Below are 16,331 nucleotides of genomic sequence, written 5' to 3' on the forward strand. Positions count from 1 at the left end.
CCAAGGGGTGTTCGTACGATCTTTGCGATCGGGTGGGATTGGGCCGCACGATACCGGGGTCGGCTACGCCGCGTTACCTCCGGCCTCCGGCTGCCCCTCCGCCATGGCCGCGAAGCGTGCCTTCGCCTCGTCGATCTTGCGGCCGAAGTGCACCGAAGCCCACCAGATGGCGGCGAACACCGCGCCCAGGAAGAACATCGTCGGCACCACGAAGCCGCTCGCGATCAGCGCGACCTGGAGGGCCCAGCCGAGCTGCACCCCGCCCGGCCGCGTGATCATCCCGCAGAGCAGCAGGCTCAGCAGCATCGCGATGCCGCAGACGGTCCAGACCGTGCCCATGGACAGGTCGTCGTCCTTCATGGCGACCAGACCCGCGAAGCCGATCACGAAGAACTCGCCGATCAGCGTCGAAGCACAGAGCGTACGCACAGGAAATCAGCCTCTCCCCAGAAGCAGTCGGGCCTCGCCGACCGTGATGACGGAACCAGTGACGAGGACGCCGCCGCCCGCGAACTCCCCCTCTTCCTCGGCGAGGGTGATCGCCGCTTCAAGCGCATCGTCCAGACGCGGCTCGACCTGCACGCGGTCGTCGCCGAAGACCTCGACGGCGAGTCCGGCGAGCGTGTCCGCGTCCATCGCGCGATGGCTTGAGTTCTGCGTGACGACGACCTCGGCGAAGATCGGTTCGAAGGCTTCGAGGAGCCCCTTCACGTCCTTGTCGTCGCTCGCGCCGACCACGCCGATCAGTCGGCTGAAGTCGAAGACCTCGCTGATCGCGGCGGAGGTGGCGCGGGCGCCCGCCGGGTTGTGCGCGGCGTCCAGGACGACGGTGGGCGAGCGGCGCACGACCTCCAGGCGACCGGGTGACGAGACCGTGGCGAACGCCTTGCGGATCGTGTCGATGTCCAGCGGGTGCGCGTGCTGCGAGCCGATGCCGAAGAACGCCTCGACGGCGGCGAGCGCCACCGCGGCGTTGTGCGCCTGGTGCTCGCCGTGCAGCGGCAGGAACACCTCCTCATACTCCCCGCCGAGGCCGCGGAGCGTCAGGAGCTGGCCGCCGACCGCCACCTGGCGGGCGACGACGCCGAACTCCAGGCCCTCGCGGGCGACCGTCGCGTCGACCTCGACGGCCTTCTTCAGGAGGACCTGCGCGGCGTCCACCGGCTGCTGAGCCATGATCACCGTGGCGTCCGGCTTGATGATGCCGGCCTTCTCCTTGGCGATCTCGCCCGGCGTGTTGCCCAGGCGGTCCGTGTGGTCCAGGTCGATGGGGGTGACGACGGCGACGGAGCTGTCGATCACGTTCGTCGCGTCCCAGCTGCCGCCCATGCCGACCTCGACGACGGCCACGTCCACGGGGGCGTCGGCGAAGGCCGCGTACGCCATGCCGGTGAGGACCTCGAAGAAGGAGAGGCGGTACTCCTCCTTGGCGTCCACCAGCTCCACGTACGGCTTGATGTCTTCGTAGGCCTCGACGAAACGCTCGGCCTCGATGGGGGCGCCGTCCAGGCTGATGCGCTCGGTGATCGACTGGACGTGGGGCGAGGTGTACCGCCCGGTGCGCAGCTCGAAGGCGGAGAGCAGGGCCTCGATCATGCGGGCCGTGGACGTCTTGCCGTTCGTACCCGTGATGTGGATCGAGGGGTACGCGCGCTGGGGCTCGCCCAGGACGTCCATCAGCGCGGCGATGCGGCGGACGGAGGGCTCAAGCTTCGTCTCGCCCCAGCGGCCCGCGAGCTCCGTCTCCACTTCACGCAGCGCCCGGTCCACCTCCGGGTCGGTGGGGCGCGCGGGGACGTCGCTCTCGGGCGGGGCCGCCTGGGTGCGCAGGGTGCGGCTGCCCGCCTCGATCACTGCGAGGTCGGGGTCACGGTCGGTTTCGGCCCCGACGATGTCCTCGAAGGCGTCGTCCGGGTCGGCGGGGTTGTCGGCATGGTCGTCGCGCGCGGGGAGATCACTCACGTACGCCAGTCTACGGAGCGGCACCGACAGCCGTCGTCTGGACCGGTCGGTCGGGGCCCGGGACCTTCGTCGGGACCTTCGGCCCGTCCGATTCGGGACCTTGGTCCCTCCGTATCGGGAAGCCACCGGGCAAACTTGGCGATCATGGACATAGGTATCGACCTCGGCACTGCGAACACCCTCCTCTATGTGCGCGGCAAGGGGATCGTGCTCAACGAGCCGTCGGTGGTCGCCGTACGGGCGGACAAGGGCGGCAAGAGCGGGGTGCTCGCCGTGGGGGCGGAGGCCAAGGAGACCATCGGGCGGACGCCCGGGTCCATCACCGCCATCCGGCCGCTCCGCGACGGCGTGATCAGCGATTATGAAGCCGCGGAGGAGCTGATCCGGCACTTCGTGCGCAAGGCCGTGCCGGGGCGCCGGCCCCGTACGCGCATGGTCGTCTGCGTGCCGAGCGGGGTCACTCCCGTCGAGCGGCGCGCGATCGTGCACGCCTCGCAGCGGGCCGGGGCGCGGGCCGTGCACCTGGTCGAGGAGCCGATGGCGGCGGCGATCGGCGCGGGGCTGCCCGTCGCCGAGCCCCGCGGGTCGATGGTCGTCGACATCGGCGGCGGGACGACCGAGGTCGCGGTGATCTCCCTGGGCGGCATCGTCACGGCCCAGTCGCTGCGGGTGGGCGGCGACCGGCTCGACGCGGCCATCACCGACTTCGTCCGCAAGGAGCACGCGCTGCTCATCGGCGAGCGCACCGCCGAGGACATCAAGGTCGGCATCGGGTCGGCGTGGCCGGTGCCGGGCGAGGACGCCCTGGAGATGCGGACGTTCACCGTGCGGGGGCGGGAGAAGGTGGGCGGGCTGCCGAAGACGCTGGACCTGACGGCACGTGAGGTGCGGGCCGCGCTGGACGAGCCCGTCGAGCAGATCATCGCGGCCGTGAAGACGACCCTGGAGGAGTGCCCGCCTGAGTTGTCCGGGGACATCATGGAGCACGGGATCGTGCTGACGGGTGGCGGTGCCTTGTTGCCTGGGCTTGATCTGCGCATCGCCTCCGCTACGGGGATCCCTGTTTTCGTGGCCGATGATCCGCTGGACAGTGTTGCCATGGGGTGCGGGAAGTGTGTTGAGGACTTTGATGGGCTTGAGCGGGTGATGTCCGCGGCCTGAGGGCTGTGTTCTGGCGTCTCGCCCGGGGTGCGTATGTGGGTGCGGGGCCGCGGGGGGATGTACGTACTCGCCATCCCTGCGGCCTGGTTCGATGTTTCTGGGCGCCTGCGTTTGCTCGGTGCTCCGTGCGCACATCCCCCCGCGGCCCCTCCCGTCTCGTACGCGGCTGACCGGTGGTGCATGCTCCTCAGGTCCTCAGGTCCTCAGGACAGTTCGCCTGCGGAGAGGGTTGCCTTCACCTCGTACGTTGCTGCTTTCGGGCCCGCCGTGAACGTGCCGCCCACTGCTCTGATGCGTTCCGCCATGCCTGTTGTGCCGGTGCCCGCGGAGATGGGGGTGGAGTGGGGGGGCTTTGTGGGGAGGGGGTTGCTGACTGTGATCTTTAGGCGGTCGTCCTTCAGGGCCACTCGGACGGAGACCCGCTCGCCCGGCGCGTGCTTCGCCGCGTTCGTCAGGCACTCCTGGACCACCCGGTGCACGGCTGCCTGGCGGAGCGGGGAGAGGCGGTAGGCCGCGCCGTCGATGAGGAGGTCGACGGGGCTGCCCGCGTGGCCGCTGCGCTCGGCCAGTTCGGGGAGCGCGGCGAGGCCCGGCGTCGGGGCGCCGTCCGTGCCGCGCTGGACGATGATCTCGTTCAGCATCCGGTGGGCGCTGCGGGCCGTCTCCGACAGCTCGTCGAAGTCGTCCTCGAAGGGGCCGCCCTCGGCCCTGCGTGCAAGGACCTGCGAGCGCACGCTCAGGAGCGTCAGCTCGCGGCCCACGAAGTCGTGCACGTCCCGCGCGATGCGGGTGCGCTCCTTCTGCACCGCGTGCAGCGTGTCCGTCTCCGTGCGCTGCGCCTCCAGCGCACGGACCAGGTCCTGCCGGTTCGCGGCGACGCCGACGCCCGCCGCGAGCACGCCGATCGGGACTACCAGGCTGGAGAACTCGCCGAGCGTGTCCCCCCGGTGCACGGGCCAGCCGGGGAGATTGAACATCACGTACGCGAACGCGACGTATCCGACGACGCCGAGGGCGCCCGCGAGGCGGCCCCGGTAGCGACCCAGGGAGTAGAGCGCGAACTGGGCCAGCGTCAGCTCGTGCAGCCAGCTCAGATAGAGGAGCGCGATCGCGTACGTCAGCCAAGGCACCCTGCGGCGCATGAGCAGGGAGGACGCTCCTGCGGCCAGGGCCAGCACGGCCAGCGGGCCGTTCAGGGAGTTGTCCGCCTCGGCTAGGCCGGGGACGTCCAGGCTCATCAGCGCGAACGCGCTCAGTGCGGTGAGGACGTCCAGGGCGCGGGGCTCCCTCGACCAGCGCCCGCAGAGGCGGCCGGCCGTGGCCGCCGCCTGGCGGATCGCCTGGGCGGCGGGCAGGGTGCGCATGCTCTCCATCATCCAAGGTCTTTCGGCCCGTTTCACTGGACTTACGTCCTTGTTTTGGTGATTTGCCGCACCCCGGAGCTTTGCGGATGAACACGGTCGAACCACTTGGGTGTGCACACAACGGGTGTATTAACGGGTGCATTTTCGGCGCGGCTGCCTCGTCCCGGCGCGTGCCGGGGGTCAAATCGGACCATGTGGTATGCCCAGAATCCCGCCAGGCGGACCCATCAGCTCGCCGGTGACGCCGGGGTCCTCCTGTGGACCGCGCTGTGGGCCACCGCGGCCGTCGTCGCGTACAGGCTGGCCTGTCTGCTCGCCCTTCCCCGCGCCCTGCAGCAGCACAACGCGCCGCTCCCGCTGGTCGGCGGACGCGTCGACACCGCGCTGCGGCGCATCGCGGGCGCCGTCGACGCCATGGACCCGGTGACCGTACGGACCGCCGTGGCCGTGGGCGCCGTCGCCCTCTTCGTCGTCCCCGTCGGGCTCGTCCTCGGCGCGTGGCTGCCGCGCCGACTGCGCTGGATCCGGCAGGCGGGCGCCGCCCGGGACCTCGCCGCCTCCGACGACGGCCGCGAACTGCTCGCCCTGCGCTCCCTGCTCCGGCCCCTGCACGAGGTCGCCGTCACCGCATCGGAGATCCCGGACGCGACGCCCGGCAGCCTCGCCTGGGGCTGGCGGCACGGCGACCCCGAGACGCTGGACGCGCTGGCCGAGGCGGAGCTGGAGCGGCTCGGGCTCGATTTCGACCTCGTGACGCCTCAGGCGCCGCCGGGGGGCCTTGCCCGCCCGGTCCCGGCCCAGGCCCAGGCTCAGGCCACCGAGGCTGTGGCGGCCGCTGAGGCTGTGGGTGGCTCTGGGGCTGTGGGGGCCGTGGGGGCGACCGACTCCGTCATCGATCCGATCGGCTAGCGCGGTGCCCCTGAACCTGCGGCTCACCGCGCAGGTCGCCGAAGCCCTGCTCGACGCGGTGCCCGAAGGCGCGCTGCTGGTCGGCGCGGACAACCGGGTGGTGGCCGTCAACCACCAGCTCGTCGAGCTGGCGCGGCTGCAGGACGTCGACACCTCGACGGGCACGTCGGTGGGGGCCCTCGCCAAGGCCGTCGCGAAGCAGCTGCCCGCGGGCAGCACCTCCCTGCGCCAGCTCAACCGCCGCCAGTTTCCGCGGACCGCCGAGGTCCGCTTCCTCGACGGCCGGGTGATCAGGACCAACCGGCGGCCGATCGACGTGGCGGGCGAACGCGTCGGCGTGCTCTGGCTGGCCGAGGACATCACCGAACAGCGCCGCCGCGAGCACGACCTGCGGCGCCACGTCCGCACGCTGGGGGAGCTCGCCCGCGAGCGGTCCGAGTTCACCGCCCGCGCCTCGCACGAGCTGCGCACCCCGCTCGCCACGATCCTCAGCTTCTGCGAGCTGCTCGCGCCGTCGTCGGGCGATCCGCTCTCCGTGGCGCAGGCCACATACCTGGACACCATCCGACGCAACGCGCAGCGCATGCAGGAGATGGTCGACGGGCTGCTGCACGCCGCCACGGCCGCGGGGACCCGCCCGGAGACGACGTACGCACGGGTCGACATGGCTCGGCTCCTGGGGCGCCTCACCGGCGACCTGCAGCCACGCGCGCAGGCCGCGGGCATCTTCCTCGTCCACGCCCACGAACCGGGGCCGCCCTCCTTCGCCGACCGCAGCCAGCTGGAGAACGCGCTCGCCGCGCTGCTGGACAACGCCGTGAAGTTCACCCCGCGGGGCGGCACGGTGACCGTCTCCGCCCACCCCTACGACGAGCCGGACGGTGCGGGCTGGGAGATCTCCGTCGCCGACACCGGCATCGGCATCCCCAAGGAGTTCCAGGAGGAGGTCTTCACCGAGTTCGTACGCGCCCCCAACGCCCGCCGCGGCGCCTACCCCGGCACCGGCCTCGGCCTCTCCGCCGTCCGCGACACCGTACGGATGCACGACGGGCACATCGCCCTGCACGGCGGGGAGGGCGAAGGGACGGCCGTGGTCCTCCGGCTGCCCACGGGCCGTCCCGCCCCGGCCGGGCACGGATGACGGGTCTGCTCGTCGTCGAGGACGACCCCGACCTCGGCCTCGCGCTGCGCACCGTCCTCGACCGGGCCGGATACGAGACGGTGCTCGCCGCGGACGGACAGGCCGCGCTGCGCCTGCTCTTCGCCGAACGTCCGGCCCTGATGGTCCTCGACCTGATGCTGCCGGGTCTCGACGGCTGGGAGGTCCTCGACCGCACCCGGGACATGACCGACCTGCCCGTCCTGATCCTCTCCGGCCGCACGAGTCCCGCCGAACGGGTGCGGGGGCTCCGCGCGGGCGCGGACGACTACCTGACCAAGCCCTTCGACACCCAGGAGCTGCTCGCCCGCATCGAGGCGCTGCTGCGGCGGAGCCGACCGGACCAGTGGCGCGGCGACTATGTGGAGGCAGGGCTCCGGATGGTGCCGGAGCGGCGGTCCGCGGTCTGGCAGGGCCAGGAGATCCGGCTCAGCGACATCGAGTACCGGCTGCTTCAGGTGCTCGTCCGCAATCGGGGGCGCGTCGTTACTACCGAGCAGCTTCTCGACCTGGTGTGGGACTCGCCCGATGGGGCCGGGCGGGAGCGGGTGAAGTTCGCGGTGCTTCGGTTGCGGCGGCGCTTGGCCGTGCGGGGCGCCTCGGGCGGCGATGACCCGCTTGAGTCGGTGCGGGGGGTCGGGTATCGGTATCGGGACCGGGATCGGGACCGGGACCGGGACCGGGACCGGGGGGATCGGTAGGGGGCGTCTGCGGGCAGTGGGGGCTTGGCGCGCAGTTCCCCGCGCCCCTGAGCCACCCGGCCGGGCGCTAGCCCGGTCGTGTCGCCGCACGGACCAAAGTCCCGGGACCGAAGTCCTCGGTCCGGGAAATCGGGGTTCGCAACCGTCGCGCAACCGAAAGCGATCCGGGGCCGCAACCGAGGCACCGCACTCTCCAGGACGTACCCCGTAATGTCCCGTTCCTCCTGGAGTGCCCCCGTGATCACCGCCGCCCCGACCACCGACGCCCGCGCCACCTGCGGCCTCCCCGCAGGGAGCGTCGCCGTCGTACTCGGTACCCGGCCCGAGCTGGTCAAGATGGCGCCCCTCGTGCGGGCGCTCGGCGCGGCGGCACGGCTGATCCACACCGGGCAGCACTACGACGACTCGCTGTCGGGGCGTTTCCTCGCCGAGCTCGGGCTGCCCGAACCCACCCTGCTCGCCGGTGTCGGCGGGCAGACCCGTGCCGTGCAGATCTCCGTCGCGCTCGCACAGCTCGACGCGGAGTTCGCCGCCCGGCCGCCCCACGCCGTCGTCGTACAGGGCGACACCAACGCGGCCCTGTCCGGCGCCCTCGCCGCCAACGCCCGCGGCATCCCCCTCGTCCACATCGAGGCGGGCCTGCGCAGCCACGACCGCGCGATGCCCGAGGAGCACAACCGCGTCCTGATCGACCAGCTCTCCGACGTCCTGTGCGCCGCCACCGAGGACAACCGCGCCAACCTCGCCGCCGAGTCGATCCCCGCCGAGCGGATCGCCGTCACCGGCAACACCGTCGTGGAGGCCGTCCGCGACACGCTGCCCGGCCCCGACGAGCGCGCCGCGCTGCTCGCCGCCCACGGGCTCACCCCGGACGCGTACGTCCTGGCCACCGTGCACCGCCCCGAGAACACCGACGACCCGGCGGCGCTCCGGTCCGTCCTGACCGAACTGGCCGCGCTCGCCGAGCAGGTGCCCGTCCTCGTCCCGCTGCACCCGCGCACCCGCGCCCGCGCCGAGGCCGCCGGGCTCGACGGGCTGCTCGCGGCGCTCACCCTGCTGCCGCCCGTCGGGTACGGGGAGTTCCTCGCGCTCGCCCGGCACGCGGCGCTGCTCGTCTCCGACTCCGGCGGCGTGCAGGAGGAGGCCACCGTCCTCGGGCGGCCGCTGGTCGTCGTACGCCGGTCCACCGAGCGTCCCGAGGCCATGGCCGCCGGGTTCGCCGAACTCGTCGCGCCGGGGCCCGAGGTCGGCCGCGCCGCCCGGCTCAGGCTCGCCGAGGGCGACGCCGGGCTCCGCCGCCTCGCCCACACCCCGAGCCCCTTCGGCGACGCCCTGGCCTCGCAGCGCATCGTCGCGCTGCTGGCGGACCTGGTCGCCTCCCGTGCCGCGGGCGACGCCGCGCTCCCCGCCGCCGCCTGACCCTCGACTCCCCCACCCCACCAGGACTTCCGATGCTGACCTTCGACCGGCTGCTCTTCCTCTTCCCCTTCCTCCTCCTCGCCTGCTTCCTCCTCTACTGGGCGGGCGCCCGCCACGCCTATCTGCGCCGCCCCGCCCACGAAGCCGGTGACCCCGGCGCCTTCGAGTGGCACTTCTTCGTGCCCTGCCGCGACGAGGAGACCGTCGTCGGAGCCACCGTGACCCGGCTGCGCACGGACTTTCCCGCCGCGCACGTGTGGGTCGTCGACGACGCGAGCGAGGACCGCACGGCCTCCGTGGTCGCCGCGCTCGCCGAGGACGACGTCCGCGTCCACCTGGTCTCGCGCCGCAGGCCCGACGCCCGGATCGGCAAGGGCGCGGCCCTCAACGCCGCCTACGCCGAGCTCGACGAGTTCCTGCCGGACGACGCCGACCGGTCCCGCGTCGTGGTGTGTGTCGTCGACGCCGACGGGCACCTCGCCCCCGACGCACTGAGCGCGGTCAGCGGGCCCGCCGGTTTCGGCGACCCCGAGATGGGCGGCGTGCAGGTCAGCGTGCGGATGCGGAACGTCGACGAGCCGCGTCCGCTGCCCGAGCGCGGCCGCGTGCTCAACGCCCTGGCGCGGCTGCTCGTGCGCATGCAGGACATGGAGTTCGCCGTCTCCAACGCGGGCATGCAGCTGCTGCGCGGCCGCACCGGGTCCGTCGGCCTCGGCGGCAACGGACAGTTCACCCGGCTCACCGCACTCGACCGGATCGCGGCGGCCGAGCGCCGCCCCTGGCAGCGCGACGCGCTCCTGGAGGACTACGAGCTGGGCCTGCACATGATCCTCGGCGGCTACAAGGTGGCGCACATCGCGGACACGTACGTCTCCCAGGAAGGCCTGCCGCACGCCCGCCGCTTCCTGACGCAGCGCACCCGCTGGGCGCAGGGCAACCTGCAGTGCGTGCGGTACGCGCCGCGCATCGTCGGCTCGCGCCACTACTCGGGGCGCGGCGTCCTGGAGACGCTCTACACCTTCATGCAGCCCCTCGCGCACGTCGCGAGCCTGATACTCACCGTGTTCCTCGTCGCCGCCCTCGCCCTCGGACACTCCCCGCTGGACTCCGCGCTCGGCGTCTGGCCGCTGGTGCTCGTGCTCTGCCTGCTCTCGGTCCTGCCGTTCGCGCTGTGGGGCCCGGTCTACCGCAGGGACTTCGCTCCCGAAAGCTCCTGGTTCAAGGGCCTGTTGTGGGGCTTCGCGCTGTGGCTGTACGCGTACCACGTCTTCGTCGTCGCCTCGCGCGGGCTGCTGCGCGTGCTGCGGGGCCGGAACGGCTGGGCCAAGACGCGGCGCAACGCCGAGGTCGTGGGTACGGGGCCGGTCGCCACGGAGGCCTGACCGGCCCGGCGGTACGCGAACGAAGGCGCCCGGAACCGAGTGGTTCCGGGCGCCTTCGTCACCCCCGCAACGGCGGGGAACACTGAGCCTTGTCCTTCTCGGCAGCGGCCAAGTCGGGCTCACCTCCGCATGAGCGGAGAGGCATAGCCGCGTCAGGCTACCGGCAGCTTCGCCAGCTGGTCTTCCAAACGCGCGATGTCCTTCATCGCCTTGCTCAGCCGCGTACGAATCTTCTCCACCACCTGGTCCGGAGCCTTCGCCAGGAACGCCTCGTTACCGAGCTTGCCCTCCGCCTGCTGACGCTCCTTCTGCGCCGCCGCCAAGTCCTTGGCCAGGCGCTTGCGTTCGGCGGCCACGTCGATCGTGCCGGACAGGTCGAGCGCGACCGTGGCGCCCGAGACCGGCAGCGTCGCCGTCGCCGTGAAGGCGTCGCCCTCCGGCTGGAGGCGCAGCAGCTGGCGGATGGCGGCCTCGTGCGGGGCGAGCGCCGTGCCGTCCAGGGCCAGCCGGGCCGGGACCTTCTGGCCCGGCTGCAGGCCCTGGTCGGCGCGGAAGCGGCGGACCTCGGTGATGACCTGCTGGAGCGTCTCGATCTCCTGCTCGGCGGCCGTGTCGCGGAAGCCGCTGTCCGACGGCCAGTCGGCGATGACGAGCGACTCGCCGCCGGTCAGCGCGGTCCAGAGCGTCTCCGTCACGAACGGGACGATCGGGTGGAGCAGGCGCAGGGTGACGTCGAGGACCTCGCCCAGGACGCGGGCCGAGACCTTCGCGCCCTCGCCGCCCGCCATGAACGTGGTCTTGGACAGCTCGACGTACCAGTCGAAGACCTCGTCCCACGCGAAGTGGAAGAGGGCGTCCGAGAGCTTGGCGAACTGGTAGTCGTCGTAGAGCGCGTCGACTTCGGCGACCGTCGCGTTGAGGCGCGAGAGCACCCAGCGGTCCGTGGCGGACAGCTGCTCGGCCGGGGGCAGGTCGCCCTCGATCGTGGCGCCGTTCATCATCGCGAAGCGCGTGGCGTTCCAGATCTTGTTCGCGAAGTTGCGCGAGCCCTGGACCCAGTCCTCGCCGATCGGCACGTCGGTGCCGGGGTTGGCGCCGCGGGCGAGGGTGAAGCGCAGGGCGTCCGAGCCGTACTTGTCCATCCAGTCCAGCGGGTTGACCGCGTTGCCGAAGGACTTCGACATCTTCTTGCCGAACTGGTCGCGGACCATGCCGTGCAGCACGATCGTGTGGAACGGCGGGGTGCCGTCCATCGCGTACAGGCCGAACATCATCATCCGGGCGACCCAGAAGAAGAGGATGTCGTAGCCGGTGACCAGGACGGAGTTCGGGTAGAACTTCGCGAGCGAGTCGGTCTGCTCGGGCCAGCCAAGGGTGGAGAACGGCCACAGGCCGGAGGAGAACCACGTGTCCAGCACGTCGTTGTCCTGCGTCCAGCCCTCGCCGGTCGGGGCCTCGTCGTCGGGGCCGACGCAGACGACCTCGCCGTTCGGGCCGTACCAGACGGGGATGCGGTGGCCCCACCAGAGCTGGCGCGAGATGCACCAGTCGTGGAGGTTGTCGACCCAGTCGAAGTACCGCTTCTCCATCTCCTGCGGGTGGATCTTGACCTTGCCGTCGCGGACCGCGTCACCTGCGGCCTTCGCCAGCGGGCCGACCTTGACCCACCACTGCATCGAGAGGCGCGGCTCGATGGTGGTCTTGCAGCGCGAGCAGTGGCCGACCGAGTGCGTGTACGGACGCTTCTCGGCGACGATGCGGCCCTCGGCGCGCAGGGCGCCGACGATCGCGGAGCGGGCCTCCAGGCGGTCCAGGCCCTGGAAGGGGCCGGGGACCGTGATGATCGCGTGCTCGTCCATGACCGCGATGTTCGGCAGGCTGTGGCGCTGGCCGATCTCGAAGTCGTTGGGGTCGTGCGCCGGGGTCACCTTGACGGCGCCGGTGCCGAACTCGGGGTCGACGTGCTCGTCGGCGACGACGGGGATGGTGCGGTCGGTCAGCGGCAGCTTGATCTGCTTGCCGACCAGGTGCTTGTACCGCTCGTCCTCGGGGTGGACCGCGACGGCGGTGTCACCGAGCATCGTCTCGGCACGGGTCGTGGCGACGACGATCGTCTCGTCGCCCTCGCCGTACTTCATGGAGACGAGCTCGCCGTCGTCGTCCTGGTACTCGACCTCGATGTCCGAGATCGCCGTCAGACAGCGCGGGCACCAGTTGATGATGCGCTCGGCGCGGTAGATCAGCTCGTCGTCGTAGAGCTTCTTGAAGATGGTCTGGACGGACTGCGAGAGGCCCTCGTCCATGGTGAAGCGCTCGCGGTCCCAGTCGACGCCGTCGCCGAGGCGGCGCATCTGTCCGGAGATCTGGCCGCCGGACTCGCCCTTCCACTTCCAGACGCGCTCGATGAACGCCTCGCGCCCGAGGTCGTGGCGGGACTTGCCCTCCTTGCCGAGCTCGCGCTCCACGACGTTCTGCGTGGCGATGCCCGCGTGGTCCATGCCGGGCTGCCAGAGCGTCTCGTGGCCCTGCATGCGCTTGCGGCGGGTGAGGGCGTCGATCAGCGTGTGCTCGAAGGCGTGGCCCAGGTGCAGCGCGCCGGTGACGTTCGGCGGGGGGATGACGACGGTGTACGGCGGCTTCTCGCTCTTCTCGTCGGCGGAGAAGTAGCCCCGTTCTACCCAGCGCTCGTACAGCGGCCCCTCTACCTCGGCCGGCGCGTACTGGGTCGGCAGTTCGGGAGTGGTCGCTGGAGGCTGCTGCTGAGCGTTCTCGGTCACGCGGCCAGTTTAGAGGGGCGACGGAGCGGTCCCGAAACCGGAACGTTCGGCATCGGTTGTGGCCTGGTGGTCCGGGGAGGGCTGAACCTCGTTCAGGATGTCCGGAACACGTCAGCGTTCTTAGGGGGACCCACACCATGAGCTACAACGAGCCAGGCCCTTACGGGGGGCAGCAGCCGGGGCCGTACGGGGGCCAGCCGGGGCCGTACGGGGGCCAGCCGCCGCAGCAGCCGCCCGGTCCGTACGGCGGCCAGCCGCAGCAGCCGCCCGGCCCCTACGGGCAGCCTCCGCAGCAGCAGCCCCAGCCGCAGCCCGGCTACGGCTACCCCCAGCAGCCTCCCCCGCCGCAGGCGCCGTACGGCCAGTACCCCGGGCCCCCTCAGGGTGGCGGCAAGAAGAAGACCGGGCTCGTGATCGGTGCGGTCGCCGTGGTCGCCGCTGCCGCCGTCGGCGCGTACTTCCTCTTCGGCGGGAGCGACTCCGCCTCGGTCGAGGACGACGGCGCGCATAAGCTGGTGCCGCCCGCCTCGGTGGGCGAGTACAAGAAGAGCGACTCGTCCAACGACCCCGACGACGGCCCGCTCGGCTCCGGCGACAAGGAGAACGCCGAAGAAATCGGCATCAAGAACCCGGAGAACGTGGCGGCCTCGTACGAATCCGGTGAAGCTTCCGAGGGCAAGCAGATGAGCTTCCAGGGGATGTACGGCGACATCGCCGACCCGGAGAAGGCCGTCGACGACGGCTTCGCCAAGGCCGAGGAGAACTCCAAGGAGGAGTCGGGCAAGGACACCGGCGAACCCGGCCAGCAGATCAAGCTCGTCGGCAGCCCCGAGAGCGTCGAGCCGGACGGCTTCGACAACGCCGTCATGAAGTGCCAGACCGCGACCATCAAAGGCGGCCGCGGCCAGACGAAGCTGCCGCTCTGCATCTGGGCAGACCACAGCACGTACGGCATCGTCTTCGGCATCGACGTGGCCGCGTTCGTGAAGGGCGGCGGTGGCGGTCTGCCCACGGACGACGTCGCCCAGTTCGCCAGCGACCTGCGCAAGGCGGCGCGCGTCAAGGCGTAGCGGATCAGCGGAACATACGCGGAGGAATGGCCCGGGGTGGTGCGCGCGCCCCGGGCCGTCGTACGCCCCTCGTGAGCCCCCGGGGACGCCCCTCGTACGTCCGTCCTCTGGAACAGCCGCTCAACAACTCCGCATCGATCCGCCCCGGCCGCCCAACCCCGCGCTCCCATCCGCCAGGATGTTCGGAACACATAAGCATTGGGAGGGACCCCCAGCAATGAGCTACAACCAGCCGGGCCCGTACGGCGGGCAGCAGCCCCAGCAGCCCGGGCCGTACGGCCAGCAGCCGCAGCAGCCTGGCCCCTACGGCCAGCCGCCGCAGGCCCCGCAGCCCGGCTACGGCTACCCCCAGCAGGCTCCCCCGCCGCAGGCGCCGCCGCAGGCCCCGCAGCAGGGCGGCTACAGCCAGCCCCAGCAGCCCGCCCCTTACGGGCAGCCGCCCCAGCCCCCGTACGGCCAGCAGGCCCCCTACGGCCAGGTCCCGCCCCCGCCCCCCGGTGGCGGTGGCGGCAAGAAGACCGGCCTCATCATCGCGGCCGTCGCCGTGGTCGCCGCCGCCGCGGTCGGCGGCTACTTCGTCTTCGCGGGCGGCGACGACGACAAGGGCGGCAAGAACGGCGGGTCCTCGGACGTGGCGGGTGGCGGGGGCGACGGCTCCGGCATCAAGGACGACGGCCCGCACAAGCTGACGACGCCGTCGCTCGTCATGACCGACTACAAGAAGGACGAGTCGCGCTCCGACGGTCTGAACAGCATCGACCTCGACAAGGCCGAGGCGGCCGGGGTGAAGAACCCCAAGGACGTGCAGGCGCAGTACCAGTCGGGCAGCAAGGACAACCCGATGGCGCAGAAGGTGCTGACCTTCGGCGGTGTCTACGGAGACATCGAGGACCCGGAGGGCGTCGTCGACCACATGTTCACGAACGCCAAGGAGAAGAACGAGGCGGGCGGCAGCAGCGGCGAGAGCGTCACGCTGGTCGGCGAGCCCAAGGAGTACAAGCCCGCCGGGCTGAACGGCGCCGTCCTGAAGTGCCAGGAGATGAAGGTCGACCTGGGCGGGGGCGCGGGCACCTCCGGCTCCACGGCCGGCACCTCCGGCTCCTCCGGGCCGAGCAAGATGTCCGCGGCGACCTGCATCTGGGGCGACCACAGCACCCTCGGCTACGTCGTCACCACGGACGTCGCCAGCGCACTGGCCGGAACGCCCGCCGACCTCGACGCGTCGGCGAGCACCACCGCCAAGTTCCGCGGGGAAGTCCGCGTCAAGCTCTGACACCTGCCGGGCCGCGTCCGGCCCGTCGGCCTCGACGCAGCAGGGCCCGGTCATCCGGCCGGGCCCTGCTGCGTCAGGATGTCGGCAACACTTAAGCATTTCGGAGGGGAACCCCATGAGCTACAACCAGCCGGGCCCGTACGGCGGGCAGCAGCCCCAGCAGCCCGGGCCGTACGGCCAGCAGCCGCAGGGCGCCCCGCCGCAGCAGCCCGGCCCCTACGGCCAGCCGCCGCAGGCGCCGCAGCCCGGCTACGGCTACCCCCAGCAGGCTCCCCCGCCCCAGCCCGGCTACGGCTACCCCCAGCAGGCCCCGCAGCAGGGCGGCTACAGCCAGCCCCAGCAGCCCGGCCCCTACGGGCAGCCGCCCCAGCCCCCATACGGCCAGCAGGCCCCCTACGGCCAGGTCCCGCCCCCGCCCCCCGGCGGTGGCAGCGGCAAGAAGACCGGCCTCATCATCGCCGCGGTCGCCGTGGTCGCCGCCGCCGCAGTCGGCGGCTACTTCGTCTTCGCGGGCGGCGACGACAAGGGCGGCAAGAACGGCAAGAACGGCGGCACCTCGAACGTGGCGGACGGCGGCCTCAAGGACGACGGCCCGCACACGCTGACGACGCCCGCCACGATCCTCAGCGAGTACGACAAGAGCGACGACTCGACCGGCGGCTTCAACTCCAGCGACCTGGAGGCCGCCGAGCAGGCGGGCGTGAAGGACGCGCAGGACGTGGACGCGGGCTACGAGTCCGGGGACGAGAGCAATCCCCTGTCGCAGAAGGCCATCCAGTTCATGGGCGTCTACGGCGAGATCAAGGACCCGGGCAAGGTCGTCGACGCCATGTTCGCCAAGATCCAGCAGGACTCCAAGAAGAACAGCTCGGAGACGGGCGAACTCGTCGGCAGCCCCAAGGACTTCAGCACGGGCGCCGCGGTCCTCAAGTGCCAGGAGTCCGTGATCAAGAACGACAGCGGCGGCAGCGGCTCGGCCTCCGGCCCCAAGGAGATCCGCATGCCGGTCTGCATCTGGGGCGACCACAGCACCGTCGCCGTCGTGGTGCCCGTCGAGGTCGCGAACGCCATGGCGGGCAAGGTCTCGCTCAGCGACGCCTCGGCCACCACGCTCCGCGTCCGCAAGGAGGTCCGCGTCAAGTCCTGACGCACCA

At 71.7% G+C, this 16,331-nt stretch carries 13 protein-coding genes; 9 read left to right on the top strand and 4 right to left on the bottom strand.

The genetic code is table 11. The features are described 5' to 3' along the window. Positions 1 to 63: 63 nt before the first annotated feature. Entirely contained in the window at positions 64 to 429 is a 366-nt protein-coding gene (locus tag ABZV77_RS28435) for a DUF4233 domain-containing protein (protein WP_356262512.1), read from the bottom strand. A 6-nt stretch (positions 430 to 435) separates the two neighbouring features. Next, on the bottom strand, positions 436 to 1,962 hold the full coding sequence (locus ABZV77_RS28440; protein ID WP_356262515.1) for a folylpolyglutamate synthase/dihydrofolate synthase family protein: 1,527 nt from the start codon (positions 1,960 to 1,962) through the stop codon (positions 436 to 438). A gap of 144 nt (positions 1,963 to 2,106) precedes the next feature. Between ABZV77_RS28440 and ABZV77_RS28445 the strand changes: the two genes are divergently transcribed. Next, complete coding sequence (locus tag ABZV77_RS28445; protein WP_356262518.1) at positions 2,107 to 3,123, top strand: rod shape-determining protein; 1,017 nt, start codon at positions 2,107 to 2,109, stop codon at positions 3,121 to 3,123. A gap of 203 nt (positions 3,124 to 3,326) precedes the next feature. Here ABZV77_RS28445 and ABZV77_RS28450 read toward each other — a convergent pair whose 3' ends face one another. Next, positions 3,327 to 4,487, bottom strand: coding sequence for a histidine kinase (locus tag ABZV77_RS28450; protein ID WP_356262521.1), 1,161 nt, complete (start codon positions 4,485 to 4,487; stop codon positions 3,327 to 3,329). 192 nt (positions 4,488 to 4,679) lie between these two features. On the opposite strand from ABZV77_RS28450, the gene ABZV77_RS28455 reads away from it, so the two are divergent. The 5 genes from ABZV77_RS28455 (at position 4,680) to ABZV77_RS28475 (ending at position 10,057) form a co-directional block, all read left to right on the top strand. Beyond that, entirely contained in the window at positions 4,680 to 5,396 is a 717-nt protein-coding gene (locus ABZV77_RS28455) for a hypothetical protein (RefSeq protein WP_356262524.1), read from the top strand. A gap of 4 nt (positions 5,397 to 5,400) precedes the next feature. Then, a complete protein-coding gene (locus ABZV77_RS28460) occupies positions 5,401 to 6,537 on the top strand; it encodes an ATP-binding protein (protein ID WP_356262527.1) in 1,137 nt (378 codons plus the stop codon). Then, the gene (locus ABZV77_RS28465; RefSeq protein WP_356262530.1) at positions 6,534 to 7,256 is read left to right on the top strand and encodes a response regulator transcription factor; all 723 of its coding nucleotides are present in this window, start codon (positions 6,534 to 6,536) and stop codon (positions 7,254 to 7,256) included. Before ABZV77_RS28460 ends, ABZV77_RS28465 begins: the two co-directional genes overlap by 4 nt. A 336-nt stretch (positions 7,257 to 7,592) precedes the next feature. Next, entirely contained in the window at positions 7,593 to 8,675 is a 1,083-nt protein-coding gene (gene wecB, locus ABZV77_RS28470; protein WP_356262735.1) for a UDP-N-acetylglucosamine 2-epimerase (non-hydrolyzing), read from the top strand. Between the two features lie 32 nt (positions 8,676 to 8,707). Beyond that, complete coding sequence (locus tag ABZV77_RS28475; RefSeq protein ID WP_356262533.1) at positions 8,708 to 10,057, top strand: glycosyltransferase; 1,350 nt, start codon at positions 8,708 to 8,710, stop codon at positions 10,055 to 10,057. Positions 10,058 to 10,209: 152 nt separating this feature from the next. On the opposite strand, the gene ABZV77_RS28480 is transcribed toward ABZV77_RS28475, so the two are convergent. Further along, positions 10,210 to 12,834: a valine--tRNA ligase gene (locus tag ABZV77_RS28480; protein WP_356262536.1), complete on the bottom strand. Its 2,625-nt coding sequence runs from the start codon at positions 12,832 to 12,834 to the stop codon at positions 10,210 to 10,212. Between the two features lie 137 nt (positions 12,835 to 12,971). Here ABZV77_RS28480 and ABZV77_RS28485 point away from each other — a divergent pair, with 137 nt between their 5' ends. The 3 genes from ABZV77_RS28485 (at position 12,972) to ABZV77_RS28495 (ending at position 16,324) form a co-directional block, all read left to right on the top strand. Next, on the top strand, positions 12,972 to 13,904 hold the full coding sequence (locus ABZV77_RS28485) for a hypothetical protein (protein ID WP_356262539.1): 933 nt from the start codon (positions 12,972 to 12,974) through the stop codon (positions 13,902 to 13,904). Positions 13,905 to 14,121: 217 nt separating this feature from the next. After that, positions 14,122 to 15,177 carry a hypothetical protein gene (locus tag ABZV77_RS28490; protein WP_356262542.1) on the top strand — a complete coding sequence of 352 codons (1,056 nt, stop codon included), beginning with the start codon at positions 14,122 to 14,124 and terminating at the stop codon, positions 15,175 to 15,177. Between the two features lie 115 nt (positions 15,178 to 15,292). Continuing rightward, a complete protein-coding gene (locus ABZV77_RS28495; protein WP_356262545.1) occupies positions 15,293 to 16,324 on the top strand; it encodes a hypothetical protein in 1,032 nt (343 codons plus the stop codon). Positions 16,325 to 16,331 lie beyond the last annotated feature (7 nt).

The organism is Streptomyces sp. NPDC004732, from assembly GCF_040609235.1.
Classification (GTDB): Bacteria; Actinomycetota; Actinomycetes; order Streptomycetales; family Streptomycetaceae; genus Streptomyces.